The organism is Telluria sp. LT1R51-2 (genome assembly GCF_059685775.1).
In genome coordinates, this window is sequence record NZ_JCASIM010000001.1 from 248,951 (window position 1) to 263,090 (window position 14,140).

The 14,140-nt window shown below is 66.1% G+C and carries 12 protein-coding genes; 4 read left to right on the plus strand and 8 right to left on the minus strand.

Annotated features, from left to right (window positions below; all coding sequences use genetic code 11):
* The first annotated feature begins 11 nt into the window (after positions 1 to 11).
* Both AC56LH_RS01195 and AC56LH_RS01200 read left to right on the plus strand, forming a co-directional pair.
* Positions 12 to 2,471 carry a fimbria/pilus outer membrane usher protein gene (locus AC56LH_RS01195; protein WP_499643314.1) on the plus strand — a complete coding sequence of 820 codons (2,460 nt, stop codon included), beginning with the start codon at positions 12 to 14 and terminating at the stop codon, positions 2,469 to 2,471.
* Positions 2,472 to 2,475: 4 nt separating this feature from the next.
* Positions 2,476 to 3,489: a Csu type fimbrial protein gene (locus tag AC56LH_RS01200; RefSeq protein ID WP_499643316.1), complete on the plus strand. Its 1,014-nt coding sequence runs from the start codon at positions 2,476 to 2,478 to the stop codon at positions 3,487 to 3,489.
* A 19-nt stretch (positions 3,490 to 3,508) separates the two neighbouring features.
* Here AC56LH_RS01200 and AC56LH_RS01205 read toward each other — a convergent pair whose 3' ends face one another.
* Complete coding sequence (locus AC56LH_RS01205) at positions 3,509 to 5,803, minus strand: putative bifunctional diguanylate cyclase/phosphodiesterase (RefSeq protein ID WP_499643318.1); 2,295 nt, start codon at positions 5,801 to 5,803, stop codon at positions 3,509 to 3,511.
* 272 nt (positions 5,804 to 6,075) lie between these two features.
* Between AC56LH_RS01205 and AC56LH_RS01210 the strand changes: the two genes are divergently transcribed.
* The gene (locus AC56LH_RS01210; protein ID WP_499643320.1) at positions 6,076 to 7,635 is read left to right on the plus strand and encodes a sensor domain-containing diguanylate cyclase; all 1,560 of its coding nucleotides are present in this window, start codon (positions 6,076 to 6,078) and stop codon (positions 7,633 to 7,635) included.
* Positions 7,636 to 7,790: 155 nt separating this feature from the next.
* Positions 7,791 to 8,198 carry a response regulator gene (locus AC56LH_RS01215; RefSeq protein WP_499643322.1) on the plus strand — a complete coding sequence of 136 codons (408 nt, stop codon included), beginning with the start codon at positions 7,791 to 7,793 and terminating at the stop codon, positions 8,196 to 8,198.
* Between the two features lie 48 nt (positions 8,199 to 8,246).
* Here the strand turns inward: AC56LH_RS01215 and udk are convergent, their stop codons facing one another.
* The 7 genes from udk to AC56LH_RS01250 all read right to left on the minus strand — a co-directional run bounded on the left by udk (position 8,247) and on the right by AC56LH_RS01250 (position 13,924).
* Positions 8,247 to 8,888, minus strand: a complete 642-nt coding sequence (udk, locus tag AC56LH_RS01220; protein WP_499643324.1) for a uridine kinase — start codon at positions 8,886 to 8,888, stop codon at positions 8,247 to 8,249.
* Between the two features lie 88 nt (positions 8,889 to 8,976).
* Complete coding sequence (locus tag AC56LH_RS01225) at positions 8,977 to 9,744, minus strand: ABC transporter permease (protein WP_499643326.1); 768 nt, start codon at positions 9,742 to 9,744, stop codon at positions 8,977 to 8,979.
* 2 nt (positions 9,745 to 9,746) lie between these two features.
* Positions 9,747 to 10,973: an ABC transporter substrate-binding protein gene (locus AC56LH_RS01230; protein ID WP_499643328.1), complete on the minus strand. Its 1,227-nt coding sequence runs from the start codon at positions 10,971 to 10,973 to the stop codon at positions 9,747 to 9,749.
* Positions 10,974 to 10,994: 21 nt separating this feature from the next.
* A complete protein-coding gene (locus tag AC56LH_RS01235; RefSeq protein WP_499643330.1) occupies positions 10,995 to 11,777 on the minus strand; it encodes an ABC transporter ATP-binding protein in 783 nt (260 codons plus the stop codon).
* Complete coding sequence (locus AC56LH_RS01240) at positions 11,774 to 12,907, minus strand: acyl-CoA dehydrogenase family protein (RefSeq protein ID WP_499643332.1); 1,134 nt, start codon at positions 12,905 to 12,907, stop codon at positions 11,774 to 11,776. The genes AC56LH_RS01235 and AC56LH_RS01240 overlap by 4 nt, the downstream gene beginning before the upstream one ends.
* Positions 12,907 to 13,461 (minus strand): carboxymuconolactone decarboxylase family protein, encoded by a 555-nt coding sequence (locus AC56LH_RS01245; protein WP_499643334.1) that lies wholly within the window; start codon positions 13,459 to 13,461, stop codon positions 12,907 to 12,909. The genes AC56LH_RS01240 and AC56LH_RS01245 overlap by 1 nt, the downstream gene beginning before the upstream one ends.
* A gap of 205 nt (positions 13,462 to 13,666) precedes the next feature.
* Entirely contained in the window at positions 13,667 to 13,924 is a 258-nt protein-coding gene (locus AC56LH_RS01250; protein WP_499643336.1) for a hypothetical protein, read from the minus strand.
* Positions 13,925 to 14,140 lie beyond the last annotated feature (216 nt).

Below are 14,140 nucleotides of genomic sequence, written 5' to 3' on the forward strand. Positions count from 1 at the left end.
CCGGGGCAGCCATGCACACGCGCCACCGGGCGTGGCGGGGCCTGCGGTCGTCGTCCCTGTCCACCTGCCTGCTGGCCCTCACCATCACACCTGTCACGCCCATCGCTGCGGCGGCTGCCATGGTCGCTGCCTCGCCCGCTGCGCCCGAAGCGCAGACCGGTATCGTTGCCGCCCAACCCAATGAACTGTATCTGGACGTCTCGATCGACGGCCAGCCCACGGGGCTGCTCGTCTCGGTACTGCAACAGGGTGCCAGCCTGCGCATGACGGTCGAGAGTCTGCGCGAACTGGGCCTGGATCCGGCGCGCTTTGGCGTGGCCGACCGCACCGATTTTCTGCTCGACGAGATCGACGGCATGACCTGGCGCTACGACAGCGCTGCCCAGACGCTGGCGCTGACCCTGGCGGATCGCCTGCGCGTCGCGCGTGTGCTCAGCGCGCGCACGGTGCGCGCCAGCGGCGCCGGTCAGGCCAGCCGAGGCATGCTCCTGAATTACAACGTGTTCGCCCAGAGCAGCGGCGGCTCGGTCGCCAGCAACCTCGATCTGCGTTATTTCGACCCGCGCGGCAGCTTGAGCAGCACCGGCGCGGCCATCCTGCGCGGCGAGGAGCGCGGCTACACGCGCTACGACACCACCTGGACCCACGCCGACCAGGACCGTTTGAGCACCGTGCAACTGGGCGATACCGTCACCCCGGCTTTGAACTGGTCGCGCGCGCTGCGCCTGGGCGGCATCGAGTGGCGCCGCAACTTCGAGCTGCGCCCGGACCTGGTGACGTATCCGGTGGCCTCGATTGCCGGTTCGGCCGTCGTGCCAACCAGCGTGGACCTGTTCGTCAACAACGTGCGCCAGTTCAGCACCAGCGTGCCGACCGGGCCGTTCGTGGTCGACCAGGTGGCGGGCCTGAACGGCGCCGGCCAGGCCACCGTCATCACGCGCGATGCGCTCGGGCGCGAAGTTGCCACCACGCTGCCGCTGTATGTCGACACCCGGTTGCTGGCCCGCGGGCTGACCGATTTCGCTGTCTCGCTCGGCGCGCTGCGGCGCGACTACGGCGTGCACTCGTTCCGCTACGGCGGGCCGGCGGCAGTGGGCTCGGTGCGCCACGGCTGGACCGACCGCCTGACACTGGAAGGGCATGCCGAGGCCGGCAAGGGCCAGGTGCTGGTGGGCGGCGGCGTGCTCGCGCGCATACCCGGCGCCGGTGTGGTCAGTGGCGCGCTGGCGGCCAGCGCCGGCCGCTATCGTGGCTGGCAAGCCACGCTTGGTTACCAGTATGTATCGCCGCGCTTTGCGCTCGACCTGCAATCGATCCGCGCCAGCGCCGGCTTCGGCGACCTGGGCACGCTCGAAGGCACGCCGGTGCCGCGCGCGCTTGACCGGGCCAGCATCAGCACCGCATTCGGCGGCAACAGCTTCAGCATCAACCTGATCGGGCTGCGCACACCGCTGGCGGCCAGCCTCGTGCCGCTGCTCGACCCGTTCGGCAACCCGCTGGGCGGGCTGACCGCGCTGGCCCAGACCCCGGCCCTGGCCCCGGCCGCATCCCAGGTGACGCGCACCGTGTCGCTGGCCTGGTCGCGCAGCGTCGGCCAGCGCGGCTACTTCAGCCTGGGGGCATTCCAGGACCTCGAGCGGCGTGCCGAACGCGGCATCACGGCCACGTTCAGCATGGCGTTCGATTCGCGCGTGGCCGTCAATGCCAATGCAGGGCGCCAGCGCGGCGAGCAGGTGGCGTCGCTGTCGATGGGGCGCGCGCCGGACTTCGATGGCGGCCTCGGCTGGGCCCTGCAGACTGGCAAGACCGGCCCGCAGCGCTACGACCAGGCCCAGGTGCAATACCTGGGTTCGCACGGTCGCGCGATCGTCTCGACCCAGCGCGTCGGCGACAGCCGCAACACGAGTCTGGATGTCAGCGGCGCCATCGTCGCGATGGACGGCGCCGTGCTCACGGCGCGCAATGTCGGCCGCGGCTTTGCGCTCGTCTCGAGCGGCGTGCCCGGTCTGCCGGTGTTGCAGGACAATCGCCCGATCGGCCGCACCGACCGCAACGGGCGTCTGCTGGTACCCAACCTGCAACCGTATGCCGCCAGCCGGATCGCGATCGATCCGTCGTCGCTGCCGTCCGATACCCGCATCCCGCAAACACTGCTCGAGATCGTCCCGCGCCAGAACGCCGGCGTGGTGGCGCGCTTCGCGATCGAGCGCTACGCGGCCGCAATGCTCACGCTGATGCGCGCCGATGGCACCGTGCCCGATGTCGGCACGCTGGCGCGGCTGGACGGCAGCGAACTGACGGCAATGGTCGGTTACGATGGCGTGCTGTTCGTCGAAGGCTTGCGCGCACACAACCGGGTGCGCATCGGCAGCGGCAAGGACCTGTGCGAAGTGCGTTTCGAGTACACGCCGGTGGCGGGCGAACTGCCCGTGATCGGACCGCTGGTTTGCCAGCCACTGCAAGGAGAATGACCTCATGACCCTATTTCGTCGCCCGCTCGCGCCATGCCTGTGCCGCCTGATCCTGATGACCCTGACCTTGATGCTGTGGTTGCTGGCCGCCACCGCGGCGCGCGCCGACAACTGCGTGGCCGCGATGACCGACGTCGACCTTGGCGTGGTCAGTCCGATCGTGGGCAGCGACGTCACGGCCAGCGGCACGCTGACCGTGACCTGTTACTGGACCATTGGGACCAATCAACTGCTGCTGCCGGCGGCGAACGTGTGCGTCAACCTGGGCCCGGGCCCGGGGGGCGGCACCGGCGCCCCGCGCTATCTGCTCAATGGCAGCAACCGCCTGGCCTTCAATCTGTATACCGACAGCTCGTACACGGCGGCCAAGATCTGGGGCAGTACCGCCAGTACCATCGGCGCCAAGCCGGTGACGACAACGCTGACGGGCTTGCTGGGGTTGGGCGGCGTGACGCAAAGCTTCACGGTGTACGGCAAAATTGCGGCGGCGAGCCTGGTGGGCGTGCCCACGGTGGGCAATGCCGATACCGTCTATGGCGCCAGCTTCGCGGGCCACGGCACCATCCAGTACGGCTTTGGCAGCGTGCCGTGCTCGGCCGGCGCCAGTGCGGCATTCTCGTTCCAGGCACGTGCCACGGCGGTCAACAATTGCCTGATCAGCACCAGCAACCTGGCCTTTGCCAGCGGCAGCCCGATCACCGACCAGCGCATCAGTGCGCCGCTCAGCGTGGCCTGCACCGCCAACAGCACGTACCAGATCGTGCTGAACGGCGGTGTGTCGAACAATCCGGCGGCGCGCACGATGAAGAACAGCGTGACCGGGGAAACGCTGACCTACCGGATCTCGGCCACGCCCGACGGCCCGGCGTGGGGCGACGGACTGGTGGGCACCACGGTCTACAGCGGCATCGGCACCGGCAGTGTGCAGGCCGTCATGATGCACGGCATCGTGCCGCGCCAGCGCGCTCCGACACCGGGCGATTACCGCGATACGGTGACGGTGTTGCTGATGTTCTGATGAAAGGTTGCCGCGCTACTCAAGCAGCGGCTTCGAGTTGGCTGATCAGTTCGCCCAGCGGCATCGGGCGGCAGAACAGGAAGCCCTGCATGCAGGGTTTGCCGTGCGACGCGAGGAACTGCGCCTGCTCCCGGGTTTCGATGCCTTCGGCGACGACCCGCAGGCCGAGCTGGCCGGCCATCGCGAGGATCGATTTGACCAGTGCCGTACCATTGACGTCGTGCGGCATGTCGCGCATGAAGCCCTTGTCGATCTTCAGTTCGTAGAGCGGCATTTTCTGCAGATAGGCCAGGCTCGAGTAGCCGGTGCCGAAGTCGTCGATCGAGAACCGGATGCCCATCCCGGCCAGGATGTTCATCCGCACGACGGTCGCGTCCATGTTCTCGACCAGCAGGCCTTCGGTCAGTTCGAAGATCAGCTGGCTGGCGGGCACGCCCGTCTCGTCAAGCACCGAGCGCACCACATCGACGAAGTCGGCTTGCTGGAACTGGCGCGGGCTGACGTTGATCGACAGCGGCAGCGCGTGGCCGGCATGCGACAGGCGCAGCCAGGACAGGCATGCCTGACGCAGCACCCAGGTGCCCAGCGGTACGATCAGCCCGGTTTTTTCGGCAATTGGAATGAACACATCGGGCGGGACCAGCACGCCGTCGGCACGGCGCCAGCGCAGCAGCGACTCGGCACCGATCGGCTGGCCGTCGGGACTGACCTGCAGCTGCAGATGGAGGGCGAACTCGTCGTTGTCGAGTGCATTGCCCAGATCGCGTTCGAGCATCAGCGTATTTTCGGCAGCAGCCAGCATGGTCGTCTCGAACAGCGCGGCCCCGTTGCGGCCTGCGGCCTTGGCATGGTACATCGCCGTGTCGGCTTCGCGCAGCAGGTCCTGGGCGGTGTGTTCGGGGCGGGTGGGCAGCGAAATGCCGACGCTTCCCGAAGACTGGTACACCTGGCCATCGATGTCGACGGGGCGGCGCAGGGCGGTGCCGACGCGCTCGGCCAGCGCCAGTGCGGCCGCAGTGGCCGCACCGGGGTCGTCGCCAAGATGCTCGGCCAGCACGACGAATTCGTCGCCACCCAGGCGCGCCACGGTGTCGCGCCGGTGGACGGTATCGCGCAGGATGCCGGCCACGTGTTTCAGCAAGGCGTCGCCGGTCGCATGGCCGCGCGCGTCGTTGACGCTCTTGAAATTGTCGAGGTCCAGGTACAGCACGGCGCCGATCCCTTCGCCGCGCTGCGCCTTGTCGGTCAGGGCGCTCAGGCGCTCCATCAGCAGGCGCCGGTTCGGCAGTTCGGTCAGCACGTCGTAGAACGCCAGCTTGCGGATCGATTCGGCGGACTGCCGCTTTTCGGTGATGTCGCGGCCGACGGCAACCCAGTGCGTGATGGGCCCGCCCTCACTGGCGAACGGCACGATATCGACTTCCACCCAGCGCGGTTCGCCGGCTTTCGTGTAATTGACCAGTTGCGCCGACGCCGGTTCGTACCGCCCCATCGCATCGGCCAGCGCAGCAACGGTGTCGGTGCAGGTTTCCGGCCCGTGCAGCGCATACAGACTGTGCCCGATGATTTCATCGACGCGATACCCGCTGTGGCGCTCGAACGCGGCGTTGGCGAAAATGATCGGTTGGTGCGAGGCTTTGCCTGGAATCGCCTGGACGATCAGCACCATGTCGTGCAGGCCCGCGAGTGCGGCCGAGGTCAGGCGCCATTCCTGGTTCACACGGCGCAGTGCGCTGCGTTCCTGTTCGAGGGACTCCGACACGACGTCGGCCTTGTTCAACGAGCGCGACAAGCCCTTGAGCACGCTGCCCGCCGTCAGCGTGCCCAGGGTGCCTACGCACACATAGTTCAGCGCGAAAATCAGCACGCCCACGGGCGAGTCAGGTGCGAGATTGCCAAGGGTCAGCTCGCTGTAGCCGGCCAGGCCAAGGACGACCATCGCGAGCGCGCCGGCCCCGATCGTGACATACGCAGCGCGCTGGCCCAGCAGGATCACGGCGATGACAGGGGTTGCGAGAAGGTAGCAAAGGCCGACCGCGCCAACCGTCACCATCGAACCGACCGCCACGAAAAACATCATGGCAAGGAAGCTGACGACCCTGGTCGTGTGCGACAAGCGGTCCAGACGCCAGATCGCCAGGATCCAGGCCAGTGCAAGGGTGTCCATCAGGGCGACCTGCGGGTAGCCCCGGTAGGCGGCAACCAGGGCACTTGGTACGGCAACGACCAGCGCCAGCACCAGCACAGCCGACATCAGCCGGGCAAACGCGCGGACGCGCCACCGGAACAGTTCGCGATTGATTCTATGAGGCATCCAAGCTGTCCATGACGAAAATCGTTATCATTTTAATTTCATATGAGAAACATTCTATCACTTTGTATCCGGATTCAATTGACCGCCCGGCACCTGTTGCTGTCCCTGTTGCGCATTTGCGACCAGTGCCGCCAAGTCGTCATGCTCGTCGGTCATGCAAGCGTTGTAAGTCATGAACAGAGCACGAATTTACATTCTTCTCAGCAATACATTTCTCGCGATAACTATTAAGCTGTCGGGAAACAATCTCACCTGCTGTCTTGCACCTGACCATGCCGCCTACTGCCGACCTCGATTTGCTTCGCCTGCAACACCTCGATGCGCGGCGCACGCCGCTGGTCGTGCGGTCGATTATTCTCATGGCGGGCTTTTGCCTGTTGCTGATCGGCTTGCACGCGTGGAGCTTGTGGGCGTCGCGCCAGGGCGAACTGGACCAGACTGCGATCAGCACCGAAAACATGGCGCGTGCGCTGGCGTCCCACGCCGAGCGCTCGCTGACGGTGGCCGACTCGGTTCTGGCAGAGATGGTGGAACGGGTCGAGCAGTCAGCAACCAGGCCGATCGACGTCCAGCGCCTGCATGCGCGGATGGCGCGCATTACCCGCACCAGCGAAGAGGTGCGCGAGCTGTTCATCTATGACGCCGATGGCAAGCGTCTGGCGACCTCGCTGCCATCGGTGCTACCGGGCAGCAATATGGACCGCGAGTTTTTCCGTTACCACATGACCCATACCGACCTGGGCACGCGGATCGGCAAGCCGATCTTCAGCCGCTCCACCGGCGTCCAGACGATTCCCGTGTCGCGCCGGATCAACCGCCCGGATGGCAGTTTCGGCGGCGTCGCGATGGCCTCGCTCAATCTCGATTACTTCGGCAAGTTCTATGACAGCTTCGACGTCGGCCGCACCGGGACGATCATCCTGGCCATCGATGACGGCACCTTGCTGTACCGCCGCCCGTTCAATGCCGTGATGGTGGGAACGAGCATCAGCAACGGCCCCGTGTTCCAGACGTATGCCAAATCGGGGCCGGTCGGCACGGCGATGATGACCTCGAGGATCGATGGCGTCGAACGCCTGTACAGCTACCGTCACCTGGACGGCTTTCCGCTGCTGGTAGCGACGGCCCAGTCGAAGGACGAAATCCTGGACGGCTGGTGGATGGCGGTGATCAAGATGAGCTGCGTGGTCGTGTTCGCGGTGTGCATGCTCGGCTGGGGAGGGCACCGCATGATCAGCCAGTTGCGCCTGCGCGAGGCACTGGAGTCCGAACTGCGTGCGGCGCGCAGCGCGCTCGAATTGCACAATGTATCGCTGCGCCACCTGGCCGACATCGACGCCATGACCGGGCTGGCCAACCGGCGCCGCTTCGATGAAGTGCTCGCCGTGGAATACGAACGCGGGCGGCGTAGCGGGCTGCCGTTTTCACTGATCCTGCTCGATGTCGACCATTTCAAGAAGTTCAACGACCTGTATGGTCACGTCGCCGGCGATGACTGCCTGCGCCGGGTAGCAGGGGCAATCGCCTCGGGGCCCCGGCGCCCCACCGACCTGACGGCGCGCTACGGTGGCGAAGAATTCGCGATCATCCTGCCGGACACCGACAATGAGGGCGCCCGCGCGGTGGCCGAGAACATCCGCTCTGCCGTGCAGGGACTCGGCATGGCGCACGAGGGGAGTGCCTACGGCCACGTCTCCATCAGTCTTGGCGTGCACACCTGCAATCAGGCCGAGCCCACCTGCGGGACGCCGCTGGCCTGCATCGAAGCTGCCGACCGCCTGCTGTACCAAGCCAAGATGGACGGGCGCAATCGCCTGGTCGCAGCGGCCTAGGCGCCGGATCGGGGAAGCGGAATGACTGCCGCAGATTGTCGGGACAGCCACTGGACATCGCACGGCACCAGGGCAATCGCTCGTCTATACTGTATCGATGAAACCGATGCCCGGCAGGACCTCATGAAGCGACGCACCCGACGTCGAACCATGCGATGACCAATACAGACAATGTTGCCAAAAAAGTGATCCTGGTGGTCGACGATCTCGCGTTCGACGCCGAATTCACGCTGCAGGCATTGGGAAAGTACGCAGGCCGGTTCGAGGTCGATATCGCGCGCGACGGCTGGGATGCGCTGGTACTGATGAAAGACCGTCATTTCGACCTGATCCTGATGGACCTGAAGATGCCGCGGATGGACGGATTCGAGACGATGATCCTGATGCGGGGCTACCAGTTGCAGTACAAGGTACCGTTGATCATCCTGACCAACTCGGATATCGACGCCGATCGCGCGCGCGCGCGCCAGCTCGGCGCCGCCGACTATGTCCACAAGTCGGCCGATCTGGCGCAGTACAAAGCCCTGCTGCAGGCCACTGTCGAAAAGCACGTGCACATCTGACGCTTGCCGGCGCGACCGGCGCGGCCGGCGCCGTCGGCGCCGCCAGGTTCAGGGCCGCTTCAGGCGGCCGACGATGCTCGCGACCTTGGTGGTGATCATGTCCACTGCCGGGCCGTTCGCGCCATGAGGCAGGATCACGTCGGCATTGCGCTTGGTGGGCTCGATGAACTGCTTGTGCATCGGGCGGACCGTGTCCAGATACTGGCCGACGATGCTCTCCAGCGTACGCCCGCGTTCGGCGATATCGCGCTGCATGCGGCGGATGAAGCGCACGTCCGACGCCGTATCGACAAAAATCTTCAGCGACATCATGTCGCGCAGGTCGGCGTCATACAGGGCAAACAACCCTTCGACAACGATCACCGGCGCCGGTTTGACGGGGATGGTCTTGTCCGAGCGGTTGTCGATCGTGAAATCGTATTCGGGCATCGCGATCGCTTCGCCACTACGCAGGGCCTGGACGTGCTGGATCAGCAATGGCCAGTCGAACGCGTGCGGATGATCGTAGTTCTGCTTGCGGCGTACTTCAGGAGGCAGGTCGGACTGGTCGCGGTAGTAATCGTCCTGCATCACGATCGAGACCATGTCGGCGCCGAACGAGGCCAGGACTTGCTGGGACACCGTGGACTTGCCACTGCCGCTGCCGCCGGCGACACCGATGACGAACGGCGTAAAGGGAATGGGATTCATCCCCGCATGATACCGGAGTGCCGGGACGCTGGCAGCATACCGGCGATGGGCGGCTGGACGTCCCCACCGCGCCAGGGTGGGGGGCAGATCACTTCAGTGGATTGGCCGGCTGCGCATGCAACCAGCGCGCATGCACGAAGCGCGCCGTGTAATCGAGCGCATAGCCCAGGATGCCGATCAGGATGATGGCCGCCATCAGTTCCGAATACGCGAGCCGGTCGCGCGTGTCGAGAATGAAGTAACCGAGGCCGGCCGACACGCCCAGCATCTCGGCGGGCACCAGCACGATCCAGATGATGCCGATCGCCAGCCGGATACCGGTGAGGATCTGCGCCGTGATCCCCGGCAGCACGAGGCGCCAGATCACTTCCCATCGGGTGGCCGACAGCGAGCGCGCCAGCAGCATCCAGTTCGGGTCGAGCTGGGCCACGCCGGCGGCGGTGCTGAGCATCAGTGGCCAGACGGCGGCAAAGGCCAGCAGGAAGTACACGGGCGCGTCGCCCACACCCAGTACCATCACCGCCAGCGGCATCCACGACAGCGGGGACACCATGCGCAGCAGCTGGAACAGCGGCGTGCTCGCCTGCGAGAAGGCTTTCGACATGCCCACGAGGATCCCCAGCGGTACCCCGAACAGGATTGCAAAGCCCAGCCCCACGGCCACGCGCGTGAGGCTCGTGCTAACGTGCAGCCAGATATCCGGCCCGGTGACCATGACCTGGAACGCGCGCATGGTCTCGAGCGGCGCGAACATCGCGGCGATCGGGGTGCGCTGCTCGAGCGCCTGCACGCCCAGCGACCACAGCACCACGGCCAGCGCAAAGCCGAGCAGCGGCCACAGAAAACGACCCGCCATCGTCAGACCGCGATCGTTTCGGTGCGCAGCAGATTCGCCGGCAGGCCGAACACGCCAGGACCGCCCGCCAGAGCGATCGACTTGCGCACAAAGCGGTCGTCGATCAGGTCGCGCGCGACGAACTTTGGATCGAGTTTGGCCAGGAAAGCCGTGTCGCCTTCGACCTTGGTCTGGCCGATGGCGCGCACCAGTTCTTCGGTGTATGACGCAAACGGGAACGGCTGGAAGTCGATGCGGCGCTGTTTCCAGGCCGGGTGCGCGACGATGCCGCGCTTTTCATAGTCGGTGTAGTCGGTGGTGGCCAGCACCTTGGTCAGCGCCTGTAACTGGTGCGGCGTGTAGCGGTTCGGGCCGGCGCTCGAGAGCAGCTTGGCCGTCTCGATCTGATTCGAGCGCGACCAGAGTTGGGCATTGACGATGGCGTTGGTGACGCGCTGCGACCATTCGGGTTTGTCGTTCAGGTCGCGCTCGGCCAGGAACGTCACGCAGCAGGCGTGGTTTTTCCAGACGTCGCCCGAGAAGCGCAGCACCTTGCCGATGCGCGCGTTCTCGGCCGCTGCATTGAATGGCTCGGCCACGATGAAGCCGGCAATCGATTTGGTCGCCAGCGCCGACACCATCTCGGACGGGGCCAGCACGATCAGATTGACTTCGTTGGGCTTGAGGGCCGCGCCGCGCGCGCGCGTGACCACGGTGAGCTTGTTCGCAGTAAGGATTTTCTGCAGCAGGATATTGTGGATCGAGTACCAGAACGGAATCGCCACCGTCTTGCCGCCAAGCTCGGCAACCGAGTTGATCTCGTTCTGCACCGTCAGGGCCGAGCCGTTGATGTGGTTCCAGGCCACGACCTTGGCCGGGAATTTCGCGCCGTAGCGCACGAACAGCGTGGCCGGCGAGAGCAGGTGAATCACATTGACCTGGCCGGCCACGAACGCTTCGATGATCTGGGCCCAGCTGCGAAACAGCCGCGGCGTCTCGACCTTCAGGCCCTGCGCCTCGAACAGCTTGCGGCCATGCGCCACCAAGAGCGGCGCCGCATCGGTGATCGGCAGGTAGCCGATCTTCACCGGCTGGTCATCGCCCTTGAAGTTCTGCGCCATGGCGTCGCCCGCGAACAGCAGCGGTGAAGCAGCGGCAGCGCCCGACAGGGCCGACATGCGCAGGAAGTCGCGCCGGGTCATGCCGCAATCGCAGTCGGAAGTAACGCAGATGTGGATCGGGTTGGTCATGGATTGTCCTTGTTATGGTGTTCAGGCGGGACTGCTGGCGGGGACGCCGGTACGCAGCGCCTGCAGGATGTCGAGGCGCAGCGCGACCACGCCGGCGGCATGCTCTTCGCGCGGGCGCGGCAGGTCGACGCGCCATTCGCGCACGATGCGCCCTGGCTGTCCGGCCATCAGCAGGATGCGGTCGGCGACCAGGATCGCTTCATCGATATCGTGCGTGACCAGCAGTACGGCAGTGTGCCAGCGGTGCACCAGTTCGACCAGCAGCGTCTGCATTTCGGCACGGGTGATGGCGTCGAGCGCCGAGAACGGCTCGTCGGCGAACAGCAGTTCGGGTTCGCGCGCCAGCGCGCGGGCCAGGGCCACGCGCTGGGCCTGGCCACCCGAGAGCTGCGCCGGGTAGGCGCTGGCGCGCCCGGCCAGGCCCACGGCATCGATCGCTTCCTGCACCCGCGTCTTGCGGGCGTCGCGCGCGATGGCGGGCTGGCGTGCGAAATCCAGGCCGAAGCCGACGTTGCCCTCGACGTTCAGCCAGGGCAGCAGGCTCGGTTGCTGGAACACGAGCGCGGCGCGCGGGTGCGGCTGCAGCAAGGGTTGGCCAAGAAAGGTGACGCTGCCCGATTGTGGCGCGCTCAGGCCCGCCAGGCCGCGCAGCAGCGTCGACTTGCCGCAGCCGCTGCCGCCAAGCAGGCACACGATCTCGCGCTTGTCGACCGAGAGCGTGATGGCGTCGACGACCGTGCGCCCGCCATAGCCAATGCGCAGGTCGGTGGCCGCCAATGCGACCGGGGAAACGGGTTCGCTCATGCCGCGGCGTGCTTGTGCAGCTCGGCCTGCAACTGGGTCAGGCTGGGCGTGATGATCGGCACGAATGCCGACTCGCGCCAGCGACGCGCGAAGCTGCGGTCGCGATCGACCAGATAGGCGCGGCCACCGCTGGCCTGCAGCTCGAGCATGACCGCCTGCGCGACGTTCCCTGCCAGCGCGATGCGCAGCCGGAACATCGGCGCAGCCGCCGTCTTGAAGCGGCCATCGGCCACGCCGGCCTTCAATGCGCGCACGTTTTCTTCGAGCGCGGCTTGTTCGGTCTCGATCTGCGCCAGCAGCGGGCCGCGCGCGGCGCCCGCCAGTGCGTGCGCTGCGCGCAGACTGGCGCGCGCCAGGCCGATCGACATCCCGCATTGCAGGCCGAGGAACGACGGCCGCACGCCCGGCAACCAGGCGCGCGCGTTCGGGTGCAGCACGTCATCGGCGCCGATCTGGACGGCGTCGAGCTTCACCGCCGCCGTATTGCTACCGCGCAGGGCCATCAATTCCAGGTCGCTGCTGCGGGCCACGCCAGCGCGATCGCTGATGAACGCGACCACTGCCGGCGGCAGGTCGCCCGCCGAATTGACAGCCGCGGCAGCGATGAAACCTTCCTTGCGCAGGTTGGTGATCCAGGCCAGGGCGCCATCGAGCTGCCAGCCGTCGTTATTGGGCGTGGCGGTAATTTGCAGCGACTCGATCCCGGACAGAAATTTCATGGCATTCGACAGACCCGTGGCGCCGGCACATTCACCGCGCATCAACGGGCCGAGCCAGCGCGCGCGCAGCGCCTCGTTGGGACTTTGCAGCAGGTATTCGATGAAGGTGCGCTGGCCCCAGAACACGAACGAGGCAGCCAGCGAATGCCCGGCCACGGCGGCGATGGCTTCGATCGCATCGGTCGTGGTGCCGCCCTTGCCACCGAGCGATGCCGGCACGCCGATGGCGAACAGGCCGGCGCCGGCCAGGCGTGGCACGATCTCGGACGCCAGGTCCGGCGTCGTGTCGAGTGCATCGGCACTGGCCTGCAGCCAGGCCAGCAGGTCGGCTGGCAGGTTCGCTGGCCGATTTGCTGGCACATTCGCAGACAGGTCAGCCTGCAGCGCGGTGGCGTGTTCGCCGCCGCCCATCAGATCGCTCCGCTGGCGAAGGGTTGCAGTTGCGGGTTGATCGCGCTGCCGGCCAGCGAATTGGCAAAGTTGCACAGCGTGGCCAGGCTGATACCCAGTACCACCTCGAGCGCCTGCTGTTCGTTGTAGCCGGCAGCCTGGAACGCGCGCCAGGCAGCGTCGTCGACGGCGCCGCGGGTGGCAATCACGGCGTCTGCGAACACGCGCACGGCGTCCAGCCGGGCGTCGCCGGTGTCGGCGCCTTGCTGCAGCGCGCGCACGGTCTCCACGGGCAGCTGGGCTTTCTTGAGCGCGATGGCAGTGTGGCCGGCGATGCAGAAATCGCAGCCGTGGATGCGCGCGGCGGTGATCTGCACCACTTCGCGTTCGGCCAGCGTCAGGCTCGTTTCGGCATTGATGCCCGAGACGGTCATGTAGGTTTGCAGCGCTTGCGGCGAATTGGCCAGCACGCCGATCAGGTTCGGCAGAAAGCCGTTGTTCGCAACGGCCTTGTCGACGAATGGGCGGCTGCCTTCGGGTGCGGTTTCTTGGGTGTGCAGGGTCAGACGGGACATGGCGGCTCTCTTGGGTAGACGTTGGGTCACTGATTTTAACGCGATCGGCGTGCGTGCTGGGCAGGCCGGTGGGGTCTGGTTACCGCTGGCGCGGCATGACGTATTCAGCTGGCATTATCCGGCGGACAGCAATTGTGTCCTACGAACAAAAGCTGATAAGCAAATAACAAAAGAATCTGGCGCAGGCAAGGCCGCGCAGAGTGCGTCAGAAGTAGACGGTAACGCGGCTGGCGTCGGGGCCGGCGCTGTGCAGCATTGGTGCAGCCGGGGCATCGAGAAGATACGGCGTGGCCGGGCTGGCGCACTGGACCTGCACTGCAGCGCCGGCATTGATCGAGCAGGTTGCCACCACCGTCAGGCGCGCTTCGAAGCTTGCCGAGACCACGTGCGCATCCGCGCCGACCGACAGGGTCAGGGTAGCGGTGGCCAGGAGAGCAGCAAGGAAACGGAAGGAGCGCGACATGCTTTGTGTTCGGGGCAGGTAGCCGGTAGATGATCGATGAAGACCATCATAGCCACTTTGGCGGCGGCGCGCGCGAACGCAGAGCAGGAGGATGCGTCAGGCACAGGTAGCGGTATTTCGGGTTTGACGGTATTTACTTGCCGGTTCGGCGGGATGCGTTTCACTGGCCAGCGATTAGCGCCCGAACAGTTGCAATAAAAATAAAAATGGTTGTCG

What these genes read in the sequence shown, in the direction of transcription:
- AC56LH_RS01230 (WP_499643328.1), bottom strand. Translation starts at nt 10,973, where the DNA reads ATGACCAACCCGATCCACATCTGCGTTACTTCCGACTGCGATTGCGGC.
- AC56LH_RS01195 (WP_499643314.1), top strand. Translation starts at nt 12, where the DNA reads ATGCACACGCGCCACCGGGCGTGGCGGGGCCTGCGGTCGTCGTCCCTG.
- AC56LH_RS01250 (WP_499643336.1), bottom strand. Translation starts at nt 13,924, where the DNA reads ATGTCGCGCTCCTTCCGTTTCCTTGCTGCTCTCCTGGCCACCGCTACC.
- udk (WP_499643324.1), bottom strand. Translation starts at nt 8,888, where the DNA reads ATGAATCCCATTCCCTTTACGCCGTTCGTCATCGGTGTCGCCGGCGGC.
- AC56LH_RS01200 (WP_499643316.1), top strand. Translation starts at nt 2,476, where the DNA reads ATGACCCTATTTCGTCGCCCGCTCGCGCCATGCCTGTGCCGCCTGATC.
- AC56LH_RS01210 (WP_499643320.1), top strand. Translation starts at nt 6,076, where the DNA reads ATGCCGCCTACTGCCGACCTCGATTTGCTTCGCCTGCAACACCTCGAT.
- AC56LH_RS01240 (WP_499643332.1), bottom strand. Translation starts at nt 12,907, where the DNA reads ATGGGCGGCGGCGAACACGCCACCGCGCTGCAGGCTGACCTGTCTGCG.
- AC56LH_RS01205 (WP_499643318.1), bottom strand. Translation starts at nt 5,803, where the DNA reads ATGCCTCATAGAATCAATCGCGAACTGTTCCGGTGGCGCGTCCGCGCG.
- AC56LH_RS01215 (WP_499643322.1), top strand. Translation starts at nt 7,791, where the DNA reads ATGACCAATACAGACAATGTTGCCAAAAAAGTGATCCTGGTGGTCGAC.
- AC56LH_RS01225 (WP_499643326.1), bottom strand. Translation starts at nt 9,744, where the DNA reads ATGGCGGGTCGTTTTCTGTGGCCGCTGCTCGGCTTTGCGCTGGCCGTG.
- AC56LH_RS01235 (WP_499643330.1), bottom strand. Translation starts at nt 11,777, where the DNA reads ATGAGCGAACCCGTTTCCCCGGTCGCATTGGCGGCCACCGACCTGCGC.
- AC56LH_RS01245 (WP_499643334.1), bottom strand. Translation starts at nt 13,461, where the DNA reads ATGTCCCGTCTGACCCTGCACACCCAAGAAACCGCACCCGAAGGCAGC.